The organism is Paraglaciecola mesophila (genome assembly GCF_009906955.1).
In the GTDB taxonomy this organism is placed as follows: Bacteria; Pseudomonadota; Gammaproteobacteria; order Enterobacterales; family Alteromonadaceae; genus Paraglaciecola; species Paraglaciecola mesophila_A.
In genome coordinates this window covers 4,370,825-4,394,085 of the sequence record NZ_CP047656.1, presented here as the reverse complement: position 1 = coordinate 4,394,085, position 23,261 = coordinate 4,370,825, and the positions used below count along the sequence as shown (strand labels likewise).

General features: G+C 43.4%; 20 protein-coding genes and 4 tRNA genes. 3 read left to right on the top strand and 21 right to left on the bottom strand.

Features of this window, described 5'->3' with window-relative positions:
• Nucleotides 1–159 precede the first annotated feature (159 nt).
• From FX988_RS18730 to FX988_RS18680, 11 genes are all read right to left on the bottom strand, one after another.
• Nucleotides 160–2,043 (bottom strand): SurA N-terminal domain-containing protein, encoded by a 1,884-nt coding sequence (locus FX988_RS18730; protein ID WP_160181601.1) that lies wholly within the window; start codon nt 2,041–2,043, stop codon nt 160–162.
• Between the two features lie 168 nt (nt 2,044–2,211).
• Nucleotides 2,212–2,484, bottom strand: a complete 273-nt coding sequence (gene hupB, locus FX988_RS18725) for a nucleoid-associated protein HU-beta (protein WP_006993116.1) — start codon at nt 2,482–2,484, stop codon at nt 2,212–2,214.
• 238 nt (nt 2,485–2,722) lie between these two features.
• Entirely contained in the window at nt 2,723–5,089 is a 2,367-nt protein-coding gene (lon, locus tag FX988_RS18720; protein WP_160181599.1) for an endopeptidase La, read from the bottom strand.
• 244 nt (nt 5,090–5,333) lie between these two features.
• On the bottom strand, nt 5,334–6,611 hold the full coding sequence (gene clpX, locus FX988_RS18715; RefSeq protein ID WP_160181598.1) for an ATP-dependent protease ATP-binding subunit ClpX: 1,278 nt from the start codon (nt 6,609–6,611) through the stop codon (nt 5,334–5,336).
• Nucleotides 6,612–6,697: 86 nt separating this feature from the next.
• Complete coding sequence (gene clpP, locus FX988_RS18710) at nt 6,698–7,336, bottom strand: ATP-dependent Clp endopeptidase proteolytic subunit ClpP (RefSeq protein ID WP_007988725.1); 639 nt, start codon at nt 7,334–7,336, stop codon at nt 6,698–6,700.
• An 86-nt stretch (nt 7,337–7,422) separates the two neighbouring features.
• Nucleotides 7,423–8,733, bottom strand: a complete 1,311-nt coding sequence (gene tig, locus FX988_RS18705; protein ID WP_160181597.1) for a trigger factor — start codon at nt 8,731–8,733, stop codon at nt 7,423–7,425.
• 284 nt (nt 8,734–9,017) lie between these two features.
• Nucleotides 9,018–9,102: transfer RNA gene (locus FX988_RS18700), tRNA-Leu, on the bottom strand.
• A 3-nt stretch (nt 9,103–9,105) separates the two neighbouring features.
• A tRNA-His gene (locus FX988_RS18695) sits at nt 9,106–9,181 on the bottom strand.
• 29 nt (nt 9,182–9,210) lie between these two features.
• A tRNA-Arg gene (locus FX988_RS18690) sits at nt 9,211–9,287 on the bottom strand.
• Between the two features lie 30 nt (nt 9,288–9,317).
• Nucleotides 9,318–9,394 (bottom strand) — tRNA-Pro (locus FX988_RS18685).
• Between the two features lie 244 nt (nt 9,395–9,638).
• Nucleotides 9,639–10,271 carry a hypothetical protein gene (locus FX988_RS18680; protein ID WP_160181596.1) on the bottom strand — a complete coding sequence of 211 codons (633 nt, stop codon included), beginning with the start codon at nt 10,269–10,271 and terminating at the stop codon, nt 9,639–9,641.
• A 170-nt stretch (nt 10,272–10,441) separates the two neighbouring features.
• On the opposite strand from FX988_RS18680, the gene folD reads away from it, so the two are divergent.
• Nucleotides 10,442–11,299, top strand: a complete 858-nt coding sequence (gene folD / locus FX988_RS18675) for a bifunctional methylenetetrahydrofolate dehydrogenase/methenyltetrahydrofolate cyclohydrolase FolD (protein ID WP_160181595.1) — start codon at nt 10,442–10,444, stop codon at nt 11,297–11,299.
• Nucleotides 11,300–11,315: 16 nt separating this feature from the next.
• A complete protein-coding gene (locus FX988_RS18670) occupies nt 11,316–11,885 on the top strand; it encodes a DUF1415 domain-containing protein (RefSeq protein WP_160181594.1) in 570 nt (189 codons plus the stop codon).
• A gap of 27 nt (nt 11,886–11,912) precedes the next feature.
• Here FX988_RS18670 and FX988_RS18665 read toward each other — a convergent pair whose 3' ends face one another.
• Genes FX988_RS18665 through FX988_RS18650 form a run of 4 tightly spaced genes read right to left on the bottom strand, consistent with a single transcriptional unit; the run spans nt 11,913 to nt 16,487 of the window.
• Nucleotides 11,913–12,953: a DUF4340 domain-containing protein gene (locus FX988_RS18665; RefSeq protein WP_160181593.1), complete on the bottom strand. Its 1,041-nt coding sequence runs from the start codon at nt 12,951–12,953 to the stop codon at nt 11,913–11,915.
• A complete protein-coding gene (locus tag FX988_RS18660; RefSeq protein WP_160181592.1) occupies nt 12,950–14,827 on the bottom strand; it encodes a GldG family protein in 1,878 nt (625 codons plus the stop codon). Before FX988_RS18660 ends, FX988_RS18665 begins: the two co-directional genes overlap by 4 nt.
• A 2-nt stretch (nt 14,828–14,829) precedes the next feature.
• Nucleotides 14,830–15,564 carry an ABC transporter permease gene (locus FX988_RS18655; RefSeq protein WP_160181591.1) on the bottom strand — a complete coding sequence of 245 codons (735 nt, stop codon included), beginning with the start codon at nt 15,562–15,564 and terminating at the stop codon, nt 14,830–14,832.
• A 2-nt stretch (nt 15,565–15,566) separates the two neighbouring features.
• Complete coding sequence (locus FX988_RS18650; RefSeq protein WP_160181590.1) at nt 15,567–16,487, bottom strand: ABC transporter ATP-binding protein; 921 nt, start codon at nt 16,485–16,487, stop codon at nt 15,567–15,569.
• Between the two features lie 230 nt (nt 16,488–16,717).
• On the opposite strand from FX988_RS18650, the gene FX988_RS18645 reads away from it, so the two are divergent.
• A complete protein-coding gene (locus FX988_RS18645) occupies nt 16,718–17,341 on the top strand; it encodes an AhpA/YtjB family protein (RefSeq protein WP_254700662.1) in 624 nt (207 codons plus the stop codon).
• A gap of 1 nt (nt 17,342) precedes the next feature.
• On the opposite strand, the gene FX988_RS18640 is transcribed toward FX988_RS18645, so the two are convergent.
• The 6 genes from FX988_RS18640 to lepA form a co-directional block, all read right to left on the bottom strand.
• Nucleotides 17,343–18,113, bottom strand: a complete 771-nt coding sequence (locus FX988_RS18640) for a TatD family hydrolase (protein ID WP_160181589.1) — start codon at nt 18,111–18,113, stop codon at nt 17,343–17,345.
• A gap of 13 nt (nt 18,114–18,126) precedes the next feature.
• Nucleotides 18,127–18,780, bottom strand: a complete 654-nt coding sequence (pdxH, locus tag FX988_RS18635) for a pyridoxamine 5'-phosphate oxidase (RefSeq protein ID WP_160181587.1) — start codon at nt 18,778–18,780, stop codon at nt 18,127–18,129.
• An 83-nt stretch (nt 18,781–18,863) separates the two neighbouring features.
• Nucleotides 18,864–19,766: a GTPase Era gene (gene era, locus FX988_RS18630; RefSeq protein WP_160181585.1), complete on the bottom strand. Its 903-nt coding sequence runs from the start codon at nt 19,764–19,766 to the stop codon at nt 18,864–18,866.
• Entirely contained in the window at nt 19,759–20,442 is a 684-nt protein-coding gene (gene rnc / locus FX988_RS18625; RefSeq protein ID WP_160181583.1) for a ribonuclease III, read from the bottom strand. Before rnc ends, era begins: the two co-directional genes overlap by 8 nt.
• Nucleotides 20,443–21,348, bottom strand: a complete 906-nt coding sequence (lepB, locus tag FX988_RS18620; protein WP_160181582.1) for a signal peptidase I — start codon at nt 21,346–21,348, stop codon at nt 20,443–20,445.
• Entirely contained in the window at nt 21,349–23,145 is a 1,797-nt protein-coding gene (lepA, locus tag FX988_RS18615; RefSeq protein ID WP_160181580.1) for a translation elongation factor 4, read from the bottom strand.
• Nucleotides 23,146–23,261: the final 116 nt, after the last annotated feature.

The window sequence follows — 23,261 nt, the reverse complement described above, 5'->3', positions numbered from 1 at the left end:
GCGGGGGTTTTCTTTACGCCAAGGAAAACAAGGGTTCATCTACATATTAGTGTTCTCAGCGGTTATTGCCTCGTTCTATACCGTGATGCTGTGGTTAACAAGCACATAAAATAGTCAATAAAAAAGGAGCCGAAGCTCCTTTTTTTATTTTGAAAAAACTTAATATATTTCTACGTCAGCTTGCTCACGTAACGCATTAACAAATTCACCATAGGTAAACTGTGCGCGCATGGTGGTTAACCGATTTTGTAATGCGACTGCATCAGAACTGGGTAAATCAGCACCTTCGTTGACCTGAAGTAATTGAACCAAAGCGACATCACCATTTAACAGTTCAACAACTTGCCCATTTGTGTCTTCGCCATCTGTTAGTTTAAACAAGGCGGTGACAATTGATGGTGAAACTTGTGGCGCATTTCTCGTCAGTGCTTTTTGTTCCTGCCAATCAATTCCTTTGGTTTGCAATTTATCTGTAACATCCTGCTCTGATTGCATATCTGACAATACCGTTTCAGCCCACGTTTTAGCAGCCAGCTGAGCTTGTTCAGCTAGTAATATATCGTTTATTTCAACTGACACTTCATCAAGTGACTTAGTGCGCTGAGCTTCGTAGTCTGCGACACGGATAAACATAACATGATTGTCACCGAGCTCGATTACGTCACTGTTAACTTGGTCGTTAATTAGCTCGTCTGAGAAGGCTTGGGATACCACATTGGGATAGTTAACTGCTTGTGGCGCGCCATCTTGGCTAAACATGACCGTGGTTTTAACGTCAACCTCTGCAATGGCTGCAACTTCATCAAGCGTATCAGGTGTTTCAAACGCCACTTCAGCCATACGTAATTGTTTAGCGTAAAACTCTTCTTCAGCACGTTCCGCTTTAAGTTTGGCAATAACATCTTCTTTAACATCTGCAAACGGGCTGGTTTCTTCAGGTTTAACATCTGTTAATTTGATTATATGAAAACCAAATTCACTTTCTACCACGTCTGACACATCACCAACATTTTGCAAAGCAAAAGCAGCATCTTCAAATGCAGGGTCCATCATTCCCGTAGTGAACCAGTCTAAATCGCCACCATTTTCAGCACTGAAGGTATCGTTAGAAAACGCTTCCGCTAATTCCGCAAAATCTTCACCATTATTGATTTTAGCCAAAATATCTTCAGCTTGCTGTTGAGCTTTTTGTTGATCGTCGCCAAACTCAATCAGAATGTGTGACGCTCGACGCTCTTCTTGGGTTCTAAAGTCTTGAATATTTTGCTCGTAATATTGCTTAGCTTCATCTTCAGACACGTCTATGTCGGCTAATAAGTCATCTACTGACAGTTCAACGTACGCCAAACTCACTTGTTGCTGCGTATCGAATTGAGTAATGTTTGCTTGGTAGTAATTTTCAACATCGCTTTGCGATACGGATACGTCGTCTTTAAACATATCAGCAGGAACGGTTAAATAGCGAGCATCGCGTGTTTGCTGTTGAAGTTTATAAGCCTCAGTTGTTTCCGCGAGAAGAGTAAACTCAGAGCCTAAAAGTGCGTTGGAAAGCTGACGCCTTGTCATGTCTACGCGCATATAATCACGGAATTCATTAGGCTGAAAACCAGCTTGACGTAAAACGGCTAAATAGCGTTCATTATCGAATTTGCCATCAAATTGAAATTCAGGCATCGCTACAATAGCTTGTTTAATTTGTGCATCGCTCACGCGTAAGCCTAAATCCACAGCTGCTTGTTCAATCAGTTTATCGCCAATCAGACGGTCTAAAACGCCCTGCCTAAATTGTTGTAAATAAGCGCTGTCAGCAGTTAAGGCTGCAAATGCCTCACCATACTGTGACTCCATGCGACCGCGCTCGTTCTGATAAGCGCGCTCTAAGTCGGCTTGCGATATCGTATCATCGTTGACCTTAGCCGCTGCCGTTTCGGCAGACGAATTGATATAACTACCGACACCGGCGAATATAAAACTTAAAATAACCAATCCTAGGATAGCCATGGCCCATTTGCCTTGGGTTCCTTCTCTGATTCTTTCCAACATGTTCGTTTTTAACTCCAAATGAGTTGCTTTAGATAAGCTGAATGTTTACTAATGATTAGGGCGTGTTGACCTAAAGAGGCAGGATTATATATTAAACGTAATCATAATTAACAGCAGATAAACAAAAGGCGATGATAAATCATCGCCTTTTTAATGGAAAAGCTGAGCTTAGTTACAAGCGTCTTTTAGGGCTTTACCCGCTTTAAAAGACGGAACTTTAGCTGCAGAAATCTGAATCGTTTCGCCAGTTTGTGGATTACGTCCACTGCGAGCAGCGCGCTCACGTACTGAGAAAGTACCGAAACCAACAAGAGCAACTTGATCACCTTCCTTAAGTGCTGCAGTGATTGCGTCAGTCAATGCATCTAGTGCACGTCCTGAAGCTGCTTTAGAAATGTCTGCACTCGCAGCGATTTGGTCGATAAGTTGAGACTTATTCACAATATGATCCCCTTCAATTGTTATTATATGAATTTCCGCAAAACAAAAATGCGAAAAACGTTATACCAAGCTTAAATTCGAACTTCAAGCATATATTCACAAAATTTTAACTTTCTAGATATCGCCGCAATCCCTTTTGTGACAAGGCCTAAAGCGAAACTGGGATAAAGGCTACCACAACTTATTGCTGTGTGAAGCCCTATTTTCCAAAAAAAACAAAAAAACCAGCGTTAAATGGTTATTTTTTACCCTTAGTTGGCTCTTCGAGGCTAAAACGTTCGGGATTTTCTTGCAATGCCAGCTCTAAAACGTCGTCAATCCAGCGTACTGGGTGAATCGACAAATCTTGTTTTACATTATCTGGGATCTCTTGTAAATCACGTTCGTTCTCTTTTGGAATGATAACTGTTTTTATTCCGCCACGATGCGCCGCTAATAATTTCTCTTTCAACCCACCAATCGCCAGCACTTCACCACGCAGGGTAATTTCACCGGTCATGGCAACGTCACAGCGCACAGGGTTACCCGTAAGTGCAGATATTAATGCTGTGCACATGCCAATCCCCGCACTTGGGCCGTCTTTCGGTGTTGCACCTTCAGGCACGTGAACATGGATATCGCGCTTTTCGTGAAAGTCACTGTTAATACGCAATTTTTCAGCTCGGCTGCGAACGACTGTCATAGCTGTTTGTATCGACTCCTGCATGACATCTCCTAGCGAGCCGGTAGACGTCATTTTCCCCTTACCTACCACAGAAGTTGCCTCAATGGTCAACAACTCACCGCCGACTTGGGTCCAGGCTAAGCCTGTAACCTGGCCGATTTGATTGTTATCCTCTGCTTTGCCATAGTCAAAGCGTTGCACACCTAAGTACTCAGATAAGTTTTTCTCTGTGACGGTAACGGTTTTAGTGCCTTTATTGAGTAAAATATTTTTCACCGCTTTACGGCACACTTTAGAGATTTCACGCTCTAAACTACGTACACCCGCTTCACGCGTATAGTGACGGATCATACCAATGATCGCCGATTCTTCGATCACTAACTCTTTGCTTTTCAAACCATTACGGCTGATTTGCTTATCAAGCAAATGACGCGTTGCGATATTTAACTTTTCATCTTCTGTATAACCAGATAAACGAATTACTTCCATTCTGTCCAACAGCGGACCAGGAATGTCCATACTGTTCGAAGTAGCAACAAACATGACGTCAGACAAATCGTAATCAACTTCTAAGTAGTGATCACTAAACGTACTGTTTTGCTCAGGGTCAAGCACTTCCAATAACGCTGAAGATGGGTCTCCACGCATGTCAGAAGACATTTTGTCGATTTCATCAAGCAAAAACAGTGGATTTTTCACCCCCACCTTAGCCATTTTCTGGATCAACTTACCTGGCATAGAGCCGATGTAAGTCCGTCTGTGACCACGTATTTCTGCTTCGTCACGGACACCGCCAAGCGCCATCCGAACATATTTACGCCCCGTTGCTTTGGCAATGGATTGCCCAAGAGATGTTTTACCCACTCCAGGAGGGCCGACCAAACATAAGATCGGTCCTTTGAGTTTTCTGACGCGTTGTTGAACCGCTAGATACTCGATAATTCGTTCTTTAACCTTTTCCAGACCGTAATGTTCGGTGTCGAGAAGCTTGTCAGCAGCAGCTAAGTCTTTCTTAACGGCGCTACGCTTCGTCCAAGGCACATTGGTAAGCCAGTCAATGTAACTACGTACAACAGTAGCTTCTGCTGACATCGGTGACATCATTTTCAGTTTGCTCAGTTCAGTAGTCGCCTTCTTCTTGGCTTCCTCTGGCATCTTAGCATCATCAATTTTTTTACTGAGTGCTTCGAACTCATCCGGTGCTTCATCCAATTCGCCAAGCTCTTTCTGAATGGCTTTCATTTGCTCATTTAGATAATACTCACGCTGGCTCTTTTCCATTTGCTTTTTAACACGCGTGCGGATCTTCTTCTCTACCTGAAGCAAATCGATCTCGCTTTCCATTAACGCCATTAAATACTCAAGACGATCATTCACTTGATCCATCTCTAAAACTTTTTGCTTCTCAGCCAACTTTAACGGCATATGCGCTGCCATGGTGTCGGCGAGTCGAGCAGCTTGCTCGATTCCACTTAACGATGTCAGAACCTCAGGTGGAATCTTCTTGTTGAGCTTCACGTATCCTTCAAATTGTGAAATAGCCGAGCGAATAATCACTTCCTGCTCGTTCTCTTCTACCTCTAGGTCTTCTTTATTAGAAATATTAGCGACAAAGAAATCTTCAGAACTGACAAAATCGACGATTTGTGCGCGCTGATTTCCCTCTACCAAGACCTTCACCGTGCCATCTGGCAGTTTTAGCAATTGTAAAATTGTAGCTATAGTTCCGACCGTAAAAATATCGTCAGTCTGAGGCTCATCAGTACTGGCGTCTTTTTGGGCAACTAAAAATATTTGTTTGTCTTTATCCATCGCCGCTTCTAAGCAACGTATCGACTTCTCGCGACCGACAAATAAGGGAATAACCATATGCGGATAAACCACCACATCACGTAATGCCAGCACCGGCATTTCTGTGTAATCAACATTCTCTTTGGTCATATATTGTCTCGTGTAATAAAAAGGAAAATTTTCGCAATGAAATTGTATATGGGGCTTAGCACAAAAAGTTCAAACGAAAAACTGAAACTAACCTCATTAGCTGTTCATTCTATACCTCTAATAGAGCATAAAAAGTGAAGCGAAAAAAGTGTGTCCGTGAAGATGAGAGGGAAGATAGGAGATAAATCTGATAATAGAAAACAAAAAGGCTCCCGAAGGAGCCTTTACAATCTTTAATGCGAATTTATTCTGAGATAGATTTTTTATCCGGCGCACTATCATAAATGAGAATAGGCTTAGATTCACCGCGGATAACGGTTTCATCTACCACCACCTTACTCACATTAGACATAGAAGGCAGCTCATACATAGTATCGAGCAACACAGCTTCAACTATCGAACGTAAACCGCGTGCCCCTGTTTTACGCGACATCGCTTTCTTAGCGATAGCTTGTAAGGCGTCATCTCTAAACTCTAACTCTGTATCTTCAAGAGAGAATAAGGCGGCATATTGTTTAGTCAGTGAGTTTTTCGGTTCACGCAATATTTGAATGAGCGCTTCTTCGCTTAGCTCTTCAAGACTGGTAAGTACCGGCAAGCGTCCAATGAACTCTGGAATAAGGCCATATTTGACCAAGTCTTCTGGCTCAACTTTTTTAAGTAGCTCGCCTTCTTTCGACTTATTGCTAGTATCTTTGATCGCAGAGCCAAAACCAATCCCCGTTCCCGTGTGGGCACGTTGTTCAATGACTTTATCAAGCCCTGCAAAAGCGCCACCACAGATAAACAGAATCTTAGAGGTGTCAACCTGCAAAAACTCCTGCTGGGGATGCTTGCGACCACCCTGAGGAGGCACAGAAGCTATTGTCCCTTCAATCAGTTTAAGCAAAGCTTGCTGCACACCTTCACCGGACACATCACGCGTGATAGAAGGGTTATCTGACTTTCGAGAAATCTTGTCAATTTCATCAATATAAACGATGCCGCGTTGCGCCTTCTCTACATCGTAATCGCATTTTTGCAATAACTTCTGGATGATGTTCTCTACGTCTTCACCTACATAACCCGCTTCGGTCAATGTGGTGGCATCAGCCATCGTAAAGGGTACATCTAATAATCGCGCTAGCGTTTCAGCCAGCAGGGTCTTACCACTACCTGTAGGGCCCATAAGCAAAATGTTACTTTTACCCAGCTCAACACCATCGTGCACATCGCCGTTTCGTAAACGCTTGTAGTGATTATATACCGCAACAGACAAGACTTTCTTGGCATGTTCTTGGCCTATAACGTAATCGTCAAGATGACTGTGAATCTCCTTGGGCGTTGGGAGTTCATCTTGCTTTTGTTTAGGTGCGATCTCTTTGATCTCTTCGCGAATAATGTCATTGCACAATTCAACGCATTCATCACAAACAAAAACCGATGGGCCTGCAATGAGCTTTCTCACTTCATGCTGGCTTTTCCCACAAAAAGAACAATAAAGTAGCTTGTTATCGCCATCTCCGCTTTGCTTATCACTCATCTATTATCTCTTCTTCTTTGGTTGACCTAGCACGCTGCTTTGAGAATCCTTGCAATAGCGTGCTAAACAAAATCAACAATAACTAATTACTTCTTAGCGTCACTGCTGCTGGCATCTGGACGATTTGCCAACACTTGGTCTACTAAACCATAGTCCACAGATTCCTGTGCGCTCAAGAAATTATCTCTGTCAGTGTCACGGGCTACTTTTTCATAGTCCTGACCGGTGTGCTCTGCCATCAAACGATTCATCTTCTCTTTAATAGACAGTATTTCTTTGGCATGAATTTCAAAATCAGACGCCTGACCTTGGAAACCGCCCAGAGGCTGATGGATCATGACACGAGCGTTGGGCAAGCAGTAACGCTTACCTTTAGTACCACCAGACAATAGAAACGCCCCCATACTCGCAGCCTGACCGATGCACACAGTGCTAACGTCGGGCTTGATAAAATTCATTGTGTCGTAAATTGCCATACCTGCGGTAACAGAACCGCCAGGGGAATTGATATAAAGGAAAATATCCTTTTCCGGATTTTCAGCTTCCAAAAATAACATCTGGGCAACAATAAGGTTAGCCATATGGTCTTCAACCTGGCCAACCATGAAAATGACGTTCTCTTTCAGTAAGCGTGAATAAATATCATAAGAGCGCTCACCTTTAGCGGTTTGTTCAACCACCATAGGTACTAATGCATTTGTAGGATCAAACGGTGTATTCATCATATATTTTCTTCACAAATAAAAATGCTCGGTATTTACCGAGCATTTAAGCAGTTGCAGACTAGATAAGTCAATTAACAAAGGGCAAATTACGCCTGTTTGTTCATGATCTCATCAAACGCTTTGGTTACTTCTTTCACATTTGCTTTGCTAAGAAGCACTTCAACAGCTTGCTCTTCTAACGCGACATTTTGCATTTGTTGCATCAACTCATCGTTAGTTTTGTAGTACTCGATCACTTCTTGAGGATCTTCGTACGCAGATGCTGCTGTTTCGATCAAGCTATCAACTTTAGCCGAATCAACTTTTAGCTCTTCAGTTTTGATGACTTCACCAAGTAACAAGCCGATTGAAACGCGCTTACGAGCATTTTCTTGGAACAAATCAGCTGGAAGCTCAGGAAGATTATCAACATTACCGCCCTGCTGCTGGCTGAAACGTTGCTTAGCTTGCTCGCGAAGGGCATTGATTTCTTGATCAACTAACGCTTTAGGCAACTCAATTTCGTTGTTTGCAAGCAAACCTTCGATAACTTGCTCTTTAACATTGGCTTTCAATGTTTGCTCAAGTTCACGCTGCATGTTTTTGCGTACTTCAGTGTTAAGTGCTTCAACGTTGCCGTCTTCTACACCGAACAATTTAGCAAATTCTTCGTCAACTTTAGGAAGGCTAAGGCCTTCTACCTTGTTCACGGTAATTTTAAATTGGGCTTCTTTACCTTTCAGTGCTTCTGCGTGGTAATCTTCAGGGAAAGTGACATCCGCAACAACCTCGTCACCGGTTTTAGCTCCGACGATTGGCTTTTCGAAACCAGGGATCATGCGCTCTTTGCCCATTTCTAGTTCGAAGTTTTCAGCTTTACCGCCTTCAAACTCTTCACCGTCAATCGTACCAACGAAGTCAACCGTTACACGGTCGTCTTTCTTACACTTACGCTTAACTTCTTTCCACGTAGCGTGTTGTTTACGTAAAGTTTCCATCATCGTTTCAAGATCAGCGTCAGTAATTTCTACCACTGGCTTCTCTACTTCGATTTTCTCAACGTCTTTGACTTCAACTTCAGGATACACTTCAAACGCAGCAACAAACTCTAGGTCTTGTCCGTCTACGTCAGTCTTCATTTCGAAGTTAGGCATACCAGCTGGGGTAATTTTTTCTTGAACGATAGCTTCATAGAAGTTGCGCTGCATTGCTTCGCCAGCAATTTCTTGACGCACGGCTTGACCATAACGCTTTTTAATAACACTTACTGGAACCTTGCCTGGGCGAAATCCATTAATACGTTGGGTCTTTGCTAACTGTTGTAAGCGAGACTTAACCTGTGAATCGATTGATTCTGCAGGAACAGTGATGGTAAGACGGCGTTCTAAACCTTGAGTCGTCTCAACGGAAACTTGCATTCTTCTACCTCAACTTTGCGCTCGTCTGCGCATTTATAAAATTTTTGATGGTTATTTTTTATCGGTGGGATAAGACTAAGGTAAACTCAATCCACTCATACAATCACGAGTTGAACTAGTTATCTTCTCGTCTAACCGGATAAAAAAGACGCAGCAGTATAGCGATACAGCTACTTTAAGTCGAGTCGAAATGCGAAATAGTTTAATTCAAAAAATTAAAACCAATGGGATTGCTAACTAAAAAATCTGAGGGATATAGGATATTAACTAGGAATAAAAAGAGATGGTGCGGAAGGAGAGACTTGAACTCTCACGCCCTAAGGCACTGGAACCTAAATCCAGCGTGTATACCAATTTCACCACTTCCGCAAGTGGGGTGGACGATGGGGCTCGAACCCACGACAACCGGAATCACAATCCGGGGCTCTACCAACTGAGCTACGCCCACCAAAGTTTAACATTGTTGCCAGGTTCGCATGGCGCGCCCGGCAGGATTCGAACCTGCGACCACCCGCTTAGAAGGCGGGTGCTCTATCCAGCTGAGCTACGGGCGCTCTACGAATCTCGAACAATATTAGAGAAAGTGGTCGGTGAGACAGGATTCGAACCTGCGACCCCTTGGACCCAAACCAAGTGCGCTACCAAGCTGCGCTACTCACCGACTTATTACCCCGAAGAGTTATTCTCTGTCTCTCAACGGGGAGCGCATAGTAAACAGATGTATTTCTGTCGTCAAACACTTTTTTAAAAGAAATTTACTGACTGCTGTTTTTTTTAGCAATTTGACTATCGTTCAAACAAAATGTGCACTATTCGTTCATTTTATTGGTAGTTTCTTTTGCACTAAGCAAACTGCGATATCACCCCACTCAATCTAATTTACTTCATTACCTTGAAAAATCCACTTACCTTTCGCCATCAAAAGTCCATCTACCGTTCTTTTTCGGGCTAAATCCGATGCGACTTAAGTAGTTTTCGTGTTCATAACTGTCAGCAAGTGCCACAATTTCGTTAAAACCAAACTGTTTTGATAGTTGTTGCCCCTTACCAATAACATATTCTCCGAGATGACAATCGCGATAAGCTGGGATCACAAAATCGAAATCGACCACAAAATTGCCATTCTCCTCAACAAACCCTGAAAGCATTCCCACTACTTCGGTCCGTTCGGTTAGAAAAAAGTATTCTCGCTGTGGAGCTGAAGACACCTTCATGAAACGAGGAAATAGATGTTTAATTTCTTGCTGATGGTAATCGAGAAAAAAATCTACATAATTTGACGGACGACTAACCGCAAGCACAGAAAACTGGCGCTCAACATCAAATAACAACCTCCGTAGAAAAAACAGATTTGTCAGGGTTATAAAGCCGTTTAGTATCGCCACTGGATACGCTTGAATAATAATGCCATACAAGCAAAACGATGACGCACCGACCAGATTAAACCAGCGCAGCCTTACAATTGAACTTCGCGTTAATGAATAAGCTATGACTGCTGACGCACAATAGCCAAATATTTCTACTGGAGAGAGTTCCAAATCACACACCTTTGTAAAGTCTTACTGAACAATTATGTGCATATATTTGTTTAGATGATGCGATGGAGCAAGTAGATTCGATACTATTTACAAATTCGTCTAAGTCGGATTGTTGAATCTGGCACATTATGTGACAATACTGGCCCCTAGTCTTTCAGTTACTTTAAACTATGCCTGCTCAAAAAATTGATGGTAAATTAATTGCTCAACAGGTGCGTCAGCACGTTGGGTCTCATGTTGAATCTATTATTTCTTCGGGTAAACGCCCCCCAGGATTAGCAGTTGTATTAGTAGGAAGCGATGCAGCATCTCATGTCTATGTGGCTAATAAGCGCAGAGCCTGTGAAGAAGTTGGTTTTGTTTCTAAATCTTACGATTTACCATCAACTACCTCACAGCAAAAATTACTCGAATTGATCGATTCGTTAAATGCTGATGAAGAAATTGATGGCATATTAGTGCAGCTACCTTTGCCTGCGGGCCTAGATAAAGAACAAGTACTAGAGCGTATTTTGCCGCACAAAGATGTAGACGGTTTCCATCCTTACAACATTGGTCGCTTGGCCCAGCGTATACCAGCACTACGCCCTTGTACCCCTAAGGGCATAATGACCCTCATTGAGTCAACTAAACGCCCAATAAAAGGACTTGATGCGGTTATTGTAGGGGCATCAAATATTGTTGGCCGTCCTATGTTTATGGAGCTATTGCTTGCTGGCTGTACCGTTACTAGCTGCCATAAATTTACCAAAGATCTGCAATCTCACGTGGAGCGCGCCGACCTGCTTGTGGTCGCCGTCGGAATTTCAGCTTTTATCCCTGGGGAGTGGATTAAGCCTGGAGCTATCGTGATCGATGTGGGTATCAACCGCCAAACTGACGGCACGCTCATTGGTGATGTAGATTACCCAACTGCTGAGCAACGTGCAGGCTGGATCACCCCAGTACCTGGTGGTGTCGGCCCTATGACGGTTGCAAGCCTGATTGAAAATACCTTGGAAGCCTACGTTAAATATCATTCAAACTAAGGTATATCAGCCGCACGTGAATATCCCAGCGCCTCACAGTGATGTCATTCAAGCCGTTCGCACCTGGTTGAATGACATCATTATTGGACATAATTTCTGCCCTTTTGCAAAACGCGAATTTGAACGAAATACAATTGCGTATACCGTCAGTGACGTGCATTCGTTAAACGATGCCACTGAGCAGTTTTTAAGCGAATTACAAAAGCTAGAGCAAGACGCACAAATAGAGACTAGCCTGATTATATTCAGTTGTGCGTTTACCAACTTCGATGACTATTTAGACTTAGTTGATATGAGCCAAGTGCTGATTGACAAAAGTGGGTACGGAGGGCAATTTCAGCTAGCGAGCTTTCATCCAGATTATTATTTTGAAGGTGAACCGCTTGAGGACTTGTCTCACTTTACCAATAGAGCGCCCTATCCGATTTTACATATTTTACGGGAGAAAAGCGTCGAACGGGTACTGAAAACCTACCCTAATCCTGAGAACATTCCTCAACGAAATATTGATAAGGCGCGCCAATTAGGTCCAGCCTACTGGAAAGATGTCATGCAACAACTGCGCATGACACATTCCAAAGCGTAAAACGTGCTGCTCGCTAAAAATGATGCCCTACCTCGGAGACTCTCCTTCGTCTATAGGGTAGGAACGAATTGGCTGTTGCGCCTCTTCTTGTGCTTTTTCAAGTAAAAAATCCGCTAAGTTTTTATTTAACTGTTCTGCATTAAACTTAGCAACCTTATAAATCCAATTAGCCCAATAATCCCTCGGAGTCGCGTTGCTAATGCGCAGGTATGCGCTGTCTTGTTGCTGAGCCAGTTCAATACGAAATGCGTGACCATAAGCAGTACTAACATCAAGCATAACCATAGGGTCCAATGTTTCCCATTCTAGCGATGATAGAGGCATAAGTTGCTCGAAATGTAGCCCAGCTACATTCAGTGCAATGGCATCTAATACACCAGCGTATTTTAGTGCTTGATTCTCTCCTCTGCCTGTTAAAACAAAGCCCTCGTCGGGCTCCGTTCTTACAATTTGCCAAGCATCGCCATCAATACGAGAAATGCTAGACAAGTCTGTTTCGTCGAAGGGTAAAATAGGTTGCTGTAACCATTCACTGTTGGTCAAAGGTAAATCGACGGTACGATCGCTTAGCCATGCTTGCGTTTGCTTAGGTTGACGTAAATAGCTTTTATTGCCTATGGAAGAATGATTTCCCACTAGGATTTGCCATGACTTACCATTACCTCCGAGGGTAACCAAGGTAGCCAAACTGTCATTTGCAGAAATATCTTGTAAACCAAGATGGTGGTAATTACTTTTCTTGTTTGTTTTAGGCTCAATCAATTCAGCTTGTGCCAACGCATTGACTAAGTTGGCAAGCTTTTCACGTTCTACCGGAAACATACCGATTTGCGTACTGTCATCGCTGTATACTTCTGTTTGCCAACGATCGCCATCACGTCTGGCATTAAGCAAGACCCCAGTTGCATTAGTCAAGGTAACGCGATCAACCGACGCGGCGCTGTCACTCAACGAAGGAAGTGCTTTCTGGACGCTATCTTGTGAGTTTAGGTTACTTTGCAATAACCAATACCCCGCCCCGCATGCCAATATTGTCATTGCTACAAGAACAACTAAAGAGCGATTCATGCTTGACCTTCCTTAGCAACCGAAAACGCTTTATTCGGGTTGTAACGACTGCGCAATAAGCGTCTTGCTCCCATAAGCAGCAGGACAAGTAATAATGGAGCAACGACAATATTGACAAATTTAATAAGGTTACCCAAATTTTCGATATCTTTATCTAATTGATGGCGCACTTCTCGTAGCGATTTACGAATTTGTATTTTTTGTTCCATAAAGTCATCTATGGCTTGTTGCTGTTGAGATGAAATCACCAACGCGCCTCCTTCTCCTTGTTGTTCCTGCAACTGACTGAGTTGCGATTCAGTCTCATCTAATTGTTGTTGAAGTATCTTTTCTTGTTCACGAAATTTCTGCTCAGCAACGAGCTTAAGTTGCTCAACTTTATCGAATGGGCGAGCGAACGTGCCACGACTCCGAATACTAATTAACGCATTGCTACCTGCGAGGTTTTCGACCGCGTTAGTGACGAAATCTCCGTTATTCGCAAACGGCGTGGTGATTGTCTGGCCAAAAAATGAAGACTGTTGTACCCAAAAACGATCAGAAAGTAGGTCTGTATCCCCTACCAAAATGACATTCATATCTTTCGTTTTTTGCTCAAAGGTTTCACTTTGAATACCTTCTGGCGGCTGTTCAAACGCCGACTTAACATTTCCTGTTAATCTTGTGGCAAGCACATATTGCTTGTTGTCACTCTTATACGCTTGACTAAGCGCAAGTGGCTCACGTGTTTGCGCATATTGCGCACTATCGATAAGGTCTGAATTTTCCGTTGAGTGAATAAGATCATTCCAACGCAGCCCTGACCTAGGGCTTTTCTTGAAAATGCCGAAAGACGCACCATTAATCAAATCTAAATTAGAGGTCGTCACGTCTGTAGCGTTTAGCTCATTTGGAGAAAGCCCCACGAAACCAAAATGCCTTGCGACATCCCCAGTTTGGGTGCGCACGTCTAATCCCGCATAGGCATCAAGTAATACATATTGCGGGTCAAAGTCAACGCCCCAAGCATCGAACAAGCGGGCTAAGTTAGAGCTATTTGCTCCCATCCCCGCGCCAGTTAACATGCTCATTTGATCTGATTCATTGTGCGGATCCACAAATATTAGTGCCCTCCCTCCTTGCATAACGTACTGATCAATGGAAAACAACAGCTCTTCACTAAGGTTTTTCGGGTGTGCAACGATTAGTACATCCGTGCCTTTGGGAAGCTCAGTGGCATCGCTGGCAATTTTATCCACGACATATAATTGCTGTAGCTGGGTATAAAAGGTCCACGGCTGTTCAAACTCCCCTGTCATAGGATTTTGCCCACCGCCTACGGGTAAATCGGTCAATAGCGTTACTTTGACTTGCTTAGGATTGACCAACTGATAAATTAACTTGCTGATCTCATATTCTAAGAACCGCTCTTGCTGAGGGTCAAAAAACGCGATGACTTGCTGATCATCTAGTGCGTTTGTTGCCCCTAACCCCAAATAAACCGCTTCACCTGCAGTCCCAATATTGGCTGCGGTTAAGCCAAACTGATCAGCTTTATCCTCTTTTTCAGAAAAAGGTTCGGGGTCAAGAATATGAAGCTTAATCTTACCATTCGAGCGCTCAGCATATTCCTCGAGTAAACTTTGTACCCTGGCGGCATAATTACGCAAAGTCGTCATATTTTTTGCCGCTTTATCAGAAAAGAAAAAATACAAATTTAGCGGCTCATCGATTTCCGTTAATATTTGTTCGCTACCTTGTGACAGTGAATAAACCTTGTTTTCAGTCAAATCAACACGATAAGCGCTGAGCAATTGATTATTGAGTAACACCAGAGCGCAAAACAAAATTGCGATAAATAGCATACTTAACCAGGTGGTAAATCGAGTAGACATGGTTAATCCGCCTTCTTTTGTTCAATAATAAGCAGACCGGCATACAACCACGCTGCGGTAACAATTAAAAAATACCCTACATCACTTAGTGCAATCACACCTTTTGCCATGGCCTCAAAATGTGTCAAAAAGCTAAAAGACGCCACTGTATCGAGTAGCAATGTCGGCGCCCACCCCTTAAATGCATCAAGTACAATAGAGCTGCCACTGACCACAAAAACAAAACACACCACGATGGCCAGAATAAATGCAATAATTTGATTTTTCGACAATGCAGACATACACATGCCAATCGCAAGAAAGGCGCCAGCCATCAACCAACTGCCCAGATAAGCAGCGACAATGATACCGTTATCAGGCTGCCCGAGATAATTCACCGTTAACCACAATGGAAACGTCAGCATTAATGCTAAACCTAACACACTCCATGCGGCTAAAAACTTACCTAACATTGCCTGCCACGTGCTGACAGGAAGGGTCATCAATAATTCGATACTGCCACTTTTACGTTCCTCAGCCCAACTGCGCATAGCAATAGCAGGTACTAGGAACAAATATAGCCAGGGATGAAAGTTAAAAAACGCCAGTAAATCGGCTTGACCGCGCTCATAGAGCCCCCCGATAAAAAAGGCGAACACTGAAGACAATACAAGAAAGATCCCGATAAATACGTAAGCTACAGGAGAGGCGAAATAGCCTGCAAACTCACGTTTAAACAAAATAAAAATATGCGCCACAACTAAGCAACCTCTGTAGTTAAATCTCTAAAGACTTGATCTAAACGTCCTTGCTCGATAAACAAGGTATCTACGGGTAATTTAGCCCGTTGAACATGAGCGGTGATCTCGTGCAGTATATGTTGCCCCGGCTCGGGAAAGAGGGTCACATGGCCGGTTTTTTGCTCGACTTCCATCTCTGCAACTCCCTCTAATTCAGCCAAACCAGAAATATCTGCAAGGTAACTTAAATGAATAGTGACCGCTTGATAATAGCGAGAGCGTTGTTGCAAACGTAAGGGCGTGTCATCAAATAACAGCTTGCCTTTGGCGATGATCATCACCCGATTACACACCGCAGTCACCTCTTCTAAAATATGCGTAGAGATAATGACAATCTTATCTTTCGCTAACTGGGTGATTAATTCACGCACTTGGTGTTTTTGATTAGGATCAAGCCCATCGGTGGGCTCATCCAATATCAAAATATCAGGATCGTGAATAAGTGCTTGGGCTAAGCCCACGCGACGTTTAAAGCCCTTCGATAAGTTTTCTATTGGTCTATTGACGACCTCTTGCAACTCAATTTTTTGTATAACGTTCCTGATACGCTGCTCTTTTTCAGTACCTTTAAAACCGCGTACTTCAGCAATGAATTTCAAAAATTGATAGGTTGTCATATCCCCGTAGGCAGGTGCGCCCTCAGGCAAGTAGCCAATTCTTTCTTGAATACGTTTCGCCTGTTGAGTGATTGGCATGTCAAACACATTTATATCGCCCTGACTTGGCTGCAAGAAGCCTGTGAGCATTTTCATGGTGGTGGATTTGCCAGCACCATTTGGTCCTAAGAAACCAACAATGTCACCTGGCTTAATATCAAAATTTAAATCTTCTACAGCAGAAAAATCGCCAAACGTTTTCGACAGATTCTTAACAGATATCATAGTCTTCCTATTATGCCCAAGAGATAGCGTGATAAAGATATAGCGTTCTCTAGTCTGTTTCAACGCTTGCGCTGTAGAGAAATGCACAACTAACGAAGTAATTGCTGCATTCATTAAAATCCGACACATTGAACGGTAAAATAATCAACAATTTGGACTGTATTTAATGGTTAACACACGAAATTTCTTGGCAAAACGGTGCGCTTACCTTATTGTCTCGCAATATGAGCATGGCAAAATCACTTCTACATACAGCCGACTTACATATTCATAGTCGCTACTCAATTTTCAAGCGTATCGTTAATCTGATCATTGTGATCGTAATGGTATTGTTGTTTGTTAACCTCTGGTTTGTAGATAAGGATAACGCTCAGGACTGGCAACAAAAGCAGCGTACTCAATTAGGCAATAGCTTAGGGTTGATCAGTAGCAAAATTATTGCCCAACCTTTAATCGACAACGATACGGCAAGAATTGAGCAATTGCTTTCAATTGTCATGAACGACCCACATGTTGAAGCCGTTGCGGTATACGATCAGTACGGTCAGCAAGTTGCCCAACAAGGCACAGTAAACACAATTGTCGAAAAATACCTAGACGATGGACACGATACCCCGCTTGTTTTCGTTAAAGACATACGCGTCGAGAAACAGATATATGGCTATGTTCGTTTATTACTGAACGAACAAAGTGTGATGGCGTTACACAGTGAATACCAAAGTCAGTTACGTCAACAAACGCAGGTATTAGGTATGTTAGCCGCACTGGCAGCCCTGCTGATCACCCGTGTTTTCTATAAAGTTCGTTACCGCCGTTACATGCATCCCAATGACGTAGAGAAAAGAAATCAATAACCTAACGTTTGATATTCGCTAATATATCAAGGGTATTTTGCCAACAGGCTTGTTTTACCACTTCAGCAGATTCACAACGCAATGCCTGAAGTGCTTCTAAAATAATCGGCAAATAAATCGGACTATTGCGTTGCCCTTGCTTGTTATTAATAGGCATATCAGGGGCATCGGTTTCCAACACGAGGCTAGTAAGGGGGACTTTAGCAATGACCGCCCGGGTCTTTTTCGCTCTAGGGTAAGTAATGATGCCTCCAACCCCTAACTTAAACCCAAGTTCGATATAGGTTTGTGCCTCTTGAAAACTGCCGGAAAACGCATGAATGATGCCGCCGTTGCCAAAACATTTCTCCTTTAGTATTCGGATCAAAGCGTTGTGCGAGCGCCTGTGATGCACAATAATCGGAAGATCATGCTGCTCGGCTAAGCATATCTGTGCAGCAAATACTTGCTCTTGCAAATCACTATCAATCGACAAGCTGAAATCTAGGCCAATCTCACCCACCGCAACCACATGCCCTTTTTGCAGCGTTAATAGTTCGTCTAACTGTTGTAAGTGAGATTCACAATAATCATCTAAGAAATAGGGATGCAACCCCAAGGCGAAGTTAAGTCGAGTAGAGCGCTTGCAAAGAGAGATAAGATTATCCCATGAATTCGCTTGAGTACCGGGGATGACTAATGAGCTCACACCGCGTTCGGTGCACGTTTGAAGTACTTGCTTGCGATCAGAGTTGAAAGCAGAAAAATTTAAATGACAGTGACTATCAATCACGAGTGGCAACTGGCTATGGCATCAATCGTTGAACGGACCAATTTGCACTGTTTTCATGGCTAACGTTACGGCTAAACACAAATCGATCGTGCAAACGATGATCACCACCCTGCCAAAATTCGATTTCCTGCGGGGTGACTTTAAATCCTCCCCAAAACTCAGGCGCTGGAATATCTTTATTTGAAAAGGTATTTTTTGTTTCTTCGAATCGCGCTAGCAGTGCTTCACGACTATCGATTGGCTGGCTTTGTTTCGAAGTCCAGGCAGCGAGCTGACTGGATATAGGCCGAGATGAAAAATATTTTTGCACCGCATCTCGCGGCACAAGTGAAGCTGTGCCCCGCACATGCACTTGACGCTCTAAAATATGCCAAGGAAAATGCAAAGAAACCTTGCTATTAGACATTATGTCTTGGGCTTTTCGGCTTCCCAAATTGGTGTAAAAAACGAAATCACCACCAATTACGTCTTTCAGTAGAACGATGCGTTGCGAAGGCTGGCCTTGGTCATTTACCGATGCAACTGTCATCGCGGTGGGATCAGGTAAACCAGCCTCAACAGCGTCTCCCATCCACAGATTAAACTGCAAATAGGGATCGCTCAGCAGGGATCCTTCAGTAAGGTGCCCTTGACTATATTCGCGTCTTATCTGACTTAATGGCTGCATGATTTACTCCCTCAAAAACACATTTCAATAAGGTTGGTGGTGATATGAATTTTTAAGTACTACGTACTAGTAGGAAAGACGGATTAGTTGTCTTGGCCATAACCTAAACTACGCAATGCACGCTCATCATCTGCCCAACCTGATTTCACTTTGACCCAAAGCTCTAGAAATACCTTGTTGTCGAATAAGTTTTCCATGTCTTTTCTGGCTTCAGCACCGATGGTTTTCAAGCGTTGGCCTGCTTTACCAATTACCATACTTTTTTGGCTATCTCGCTCAACTAAGATTAAGCCGTTGATACGATAAACTCCGTTGTCGGCCATCATAAATTGCTCTATTTCAACAGTAATTGAGTAAGGTAATTCATCACCCGTGAAGCGCATCAATTTTTCACGAATGATCTCGGCGGCCATAAATCGACTGGAACGGTCAGTAATATAGTCTTCTGGAAAATAAAACTCACTTTCAGGTAACGACTCATTCACCATCTCTCGTAATTCATTGACGTTTTTACCGTTTCTGGCAGAAATAGGCATGATCTTATCGAAGGCGTATTGTTCACCTAACCACTTTAAGTGCGGCAGTAATACTTCTTTGTCTTTCACATTGTCAGATTTGTTAACGATCAACCAACAAGGTACGTTGCTATGCATAACCTTGTTCAACACCATTTGATCGTCTTCATTCCATTTAGTGCCTTCGACAACGAACAACACTAAACCCACATCCGCAATAGAACTCGACGCTGCGCGATTCATAAAACGGTTAATGGCGCGCTTTTCTTCTATATGCAGACCCGGTGTGTCTACATAAATAGCTTGCCGATTTTCCTCGGTATCAATGCCCATAATGCGATGTCGCGTAGTTTGTGGTTTGCGCGACGTGATACTTACTTTTTGCCCTAGAAGCGCATTCAGTAACGTTGATTTACCAACATTTGGACGGCCAACGATGGCAATCATTCCACAATAAGTGCTATTAGACATTTTTTAGATTCTCGAGTGCTTGCTTTGCCGTACGCTGCTCTGCGCGGCGTCTACTTTTACCACGACCTATGATGGGCGAATTCAGCCCAGCTACCGTACATTTAACGGTAAATGTTTGATCGTGAGACTTGCCGCTAATATCAATGACTTCATATTCAGGTAAGGGCAACTGACGGCCTTGTAAATATTCCTGCAACCTCGTCTTGTCATCTTTAGGCGTTGCATCTGGGTTAAGTGCCTCAATGCGCTTAGTAAACCAAGCTAAAATCAAAGGCTCACAGCCTTGCATACCGACTTCTTGATATATAGCACCTATGATTGCTTCAACGGCGTCAGCTAATATCGAGTCACGTCGGTGCCCGCCACTTTTCAGCTCTCCCGGGCCAAGCAGCAGCAAATCACCTAATGCAAATTCTCTAGCGACTTCAGCCAGTGTATCGCCTTTTACAAGGCTAGAACGCATGCGTGTTAGGTTGCCTTCTGGCTGTTTAGGAAAACGCTCAAAAAGTGCTTTTGCAATAACAAGCCCGAGCACAGCATCCCCCAAGAACTCTAAGCGTTCATTGTGATTGGAGCCAACACTTCTATGGGTTAGTGCAATAGTAAGGTTATTAGGATCCTGAAACTCATAGCCGAGCTTTTTATATAAAGGTTTGTAAGGGTCAATCAACTGCATCTAAATAATGCTACCTACTCGATTAAAGCGCACACCGGTCGGGATCCAGCTTGGCACCCAACTGCTTGGGGCACGGTCGAACTCAAAGCTGATCCAAATCGCTACCGCTTTACCTACTAAGTTTGCATCCGGTACAAAACCCCAAAAACGTCCGTCTAGGCTATTGTCGCGGTTATCGCCCATCATAAAGTACTGCCCTTGTGGAACAATCCACTCATCAGCTTGTGTACCCGGTTGCTGATAATAATCTTGGGTGCGGTTCAAATTGCTCGGTAAACGAAAGATGCTGTGGGTCACGTCACCCAGTTTCTCTTGATATTTTTCTAAGGGTACAAAGTTTTGATACGCCTCACCACGATCGACAAAGTTAAGCTCAACAGGCTCAATCGCTGGACAATCTTTTCCTGTGTCGCATGCAGGTTTGACAAACAATTGCTTATTTCGATAAATAACTGTATCACCCGGCAAGCCAATCACCCGCTTGATATAATCTTGACTGGGGTTTTTAGGGTACTTAAACACGGCAACATCGCCTCGTTCAGGTGCACCTGTATCCCAAAACTTACTTCTAAAAACTGGGTCTTTAACCCCATACGCATACTTCTCAACGAGAATGAAGTCACCCACTAACAAGGTTGGCATCATCGAACCCGAGGGGATCTGAAAAGGTTCATACAAAAATGAGCGCAATACCAATACGAACGCAATCACCGGGAAAATCTGCTGAGCCGTATCCACTAGCCAAGGCAAGGTTTGCTCTTGAGGGTCGCCAGTCACTGCCGTACCGTCTTTAGCCACCACTGCACGTTCTTTACGTTTAGGGGCGAACATTAATGAATCTGCAAGCCAAATAAGACCCGATGCGAGTGTCAATACCACTAAGAACAAAGAGAAATAATTTGCCATTTACTTACCTACCTTGAGCAGAGCAAGGAATGCTTCTTGTGGAAGCTCAACGTTACCAACTGACTTCATGCGCTTCTTGCCCTCTTTTTGCTTCTGAAGAAGCTTCTTTTTACGACTCACATCACCACCATAACACTTGGCGATAACGTTCTTACGTAACTGTTTAATCGTACTACGCGCAACAATCTGGTTGCCAATCGCGGCCTGAATCGCAATATCAAACATTTGACGCGGAATTAACTCTCGAAGTTTCTCCACCAGCTCGCGCCCCCGAGTTTGCGCGTTGTCTTTATGTGTAATCATGGCTAAAGCATCAACACGCTCACCATTGATTAGGATATCCAGTCTAGACATTTCAGCTGTTTGGAAGTGTTTGAAATTGTAATCAAGTGATGCAAAACCACGACTGGTTGATTTTAATTTATCAAAGAAGTCCATCACCACCTCAGCCATAGGTAGTTCGTAGGTCACTGCTACTTGCTTACCGTGGTAGGTCATATTGGTTTGTACGCCACGTTTATCGACGCATAAGGTAATAACGCTACCTAAATACTCTTGAGGCACCAGTATGTGCGCTTCAACAATAGGCTCATGAATTTCATCAATTGAGTTTACCGGAGGCAGTTTAGAAGGGTTATCGACGTATAATGTTTCACCATCAGTCGTGACCACTTCATACACTACAGTCGGTGCCGTGGTGATCAAATCAAGATCGTATTCGCGCTCTAAACGTTCCTGAATGATTTCCATGTGCAACATGCCTAAGAAACCAATTCGGAAACCAAAGCCTAGTGCAGATGAGCTTTCAGGCTCGAAAAATAACGAAGCGTCATTCAAGCTTAGCTTAGACAGAGCATCACGAAAGTCTTCATAGTCATCAGAACTGATCGGGAAAAGTCCAGCATAAACCTGAGGTTTTACCTTTTTAAAACCAGGTAAAGCTTCTTCAGCAGGTGTGCGCGCAAGCGTGATGGTATCCCCCACTGGCGCCCCATGAATTTCTTTAATGCCCGCAATCATAAAGCCAACTTCGCCAGCACGTAAAATGCCGGTATCGGTCGCTTTAGGCGTGAAGATACCGACCTTGTCTGCCTGATGAACCACACCGGTAGACATAATCTTAATTTTATCGTTTTTACGTAGCTCACCTTCAACAATACGCACCAAGGAGACAACACCTTGGTAGTTGTCAAACCAAGAGTCTACGATCAATGCTTTAAGCGGTGCATCCACGTCACCTTCTGGTGGTGGAATTTGACGCACAATCACTTCTAATACGTCTTCGATACCAATGCCTGTTTTCGCTGAGCAGCGCACCGCATCCACAGCATCAATACCAACGATATCTTCAATCTCTTCAGCTACTCGGTCTGGCTCAGCTTGAGGCAAATCGATTTTATTTAAAATCGGTACCACTTCCATGTTCAAATCGATGGCGGTATAGCAATTCGCTAACGTTTGCGCTTCAACCCCTTGACCTGCATCAACTACCAATAAAGCACCTTCACATGCTGCTAATGAGCGCGACACTTCGTAGGAGAAATCTACGTGTCCCGGTGTATCGATGAAATTCAATTGATAAGTTTCACCATCTTTAGCTTTGTAATTGAGTGTGACACTCTGAGCTTTGATCGTAATGCCACGTTCACGCTCAATATCCATTGAGTCAAGAACTTGAGCCGACATTTCACGTTCAGTTAGACCACCACAGTGCTGAATTAGGCGATCTGAAAGTGTGGACTTACCATGGTCAATATGGGCGATAATCGAGAAGTTACGTATGTGCTTGTGTTGCATAGACTTTTGAAATGTACCTAGTACGTTTTGTCTGCCCTAAGCGTAATTTTGCAAGCAGCAGATATGTGCTCAAGGAAATTAGGGGAACAAATAAAATTAAATAGACGCGGATTTTA

Bases quoted from the DNA above. Each gene is read 5' to 3' on its own strand.
- FX988_RS18730 (WP_160181601.1), bottom strand. From the start codon at position 2,043: ATGTTGGAAAGAATCAGAGAAGGAACCCAAGGCAAATGGGCCATGGCT.
- lon (WP_160181599.1), bottom strand. From the start codon at position 5,089: ATGACCAAAGAGAATGTTGATTACACAGAAATGCCGGTGCTGGCATTA.
- clpX (WP_160181598.1), bottom strand. From the start codon at position 6,611: ATGAGTGATAAGCAAAGCGGAGATGGCGATAACAAGCTACTTTATTGT.
- clpP (WP_007988725.1), bottom strand. From the start codon at position 7,336: ATGATGAATACACCGTTTGATCCTACAAATGCATTAGTACCTATGGTG.
- tig (WP_160181597.1), bottom strand. From the start codon at position 8,733: ATGCAAGTTTCCGTTGAGACGACTCAAGGTTTAGAACGCCGTCTTACC.
- folD (WP_160181595.1), top strand. From the start codon at position 10,442: ATGCCTGCTCAAAAAATTGATGGTAAATTAATTGCTCAACAGGTGCGT.
- FX988_RS18665 (WP_160181593.1), bottom strand. From the start codon at position 12,953: ATGAATCGCTCTTTAGTTGTTCTTGTAGCAATGACAATATTGGCATGC.
- FX988_RS18660 (WP_160181592.1), bottom strand. From the start codon at position 14,827: ATGTCTACTCGATTTACCACCTGGTTAAGTATGCTATTTATCGCAATT.
- FX988_RS18650 (WP_160181590.1), bottom strand. From the start codon at position 16,487: ATGATATCTGTTAAGAATCTGTCGAAAACGTTTGGCGATTTTTCTGCT.
- FX988_RS18645 (WP_254700662.1), top strand. From the start codon at position 16,718: ATGGCAAAATCACTTCTACATACAGCCGACTTACATATTCATAGTCGC.
- pdxH (WP_160181587.1), bottom strand. From the start codon at position 18,780: ATGCAGCCATTAAGTCAGATAAGACGCGAATATAGTCAAGGGCACCTT.
- era (WP_160181585.1), bottom strand. From the start codon at position 19,766: ATGTCTAATAGCACTTATTGTGGAATGATTGCCATCGTTGGCCGTCCA.
- rnc (WP_160181583.1), bottom strand. From the start codon at position 20,442: ATGCAGTTGATTGACCCTTACAAACCTTTATATAAAAAGCTCGGCTAT.
- lepB (WP_160181582.1), bottom strand. From the start codon at position 21,348: ATGGCAAATTATTTCTCTTTGTTCTTAGTGGTATTGACACTCGCATCG.
- lepA (WP_160181580.1), bottom strand. From the start codon at position 23,145: ATGCAACACAAGCACATACGTAACTTCTCGATTATCGCCCATATTGAC.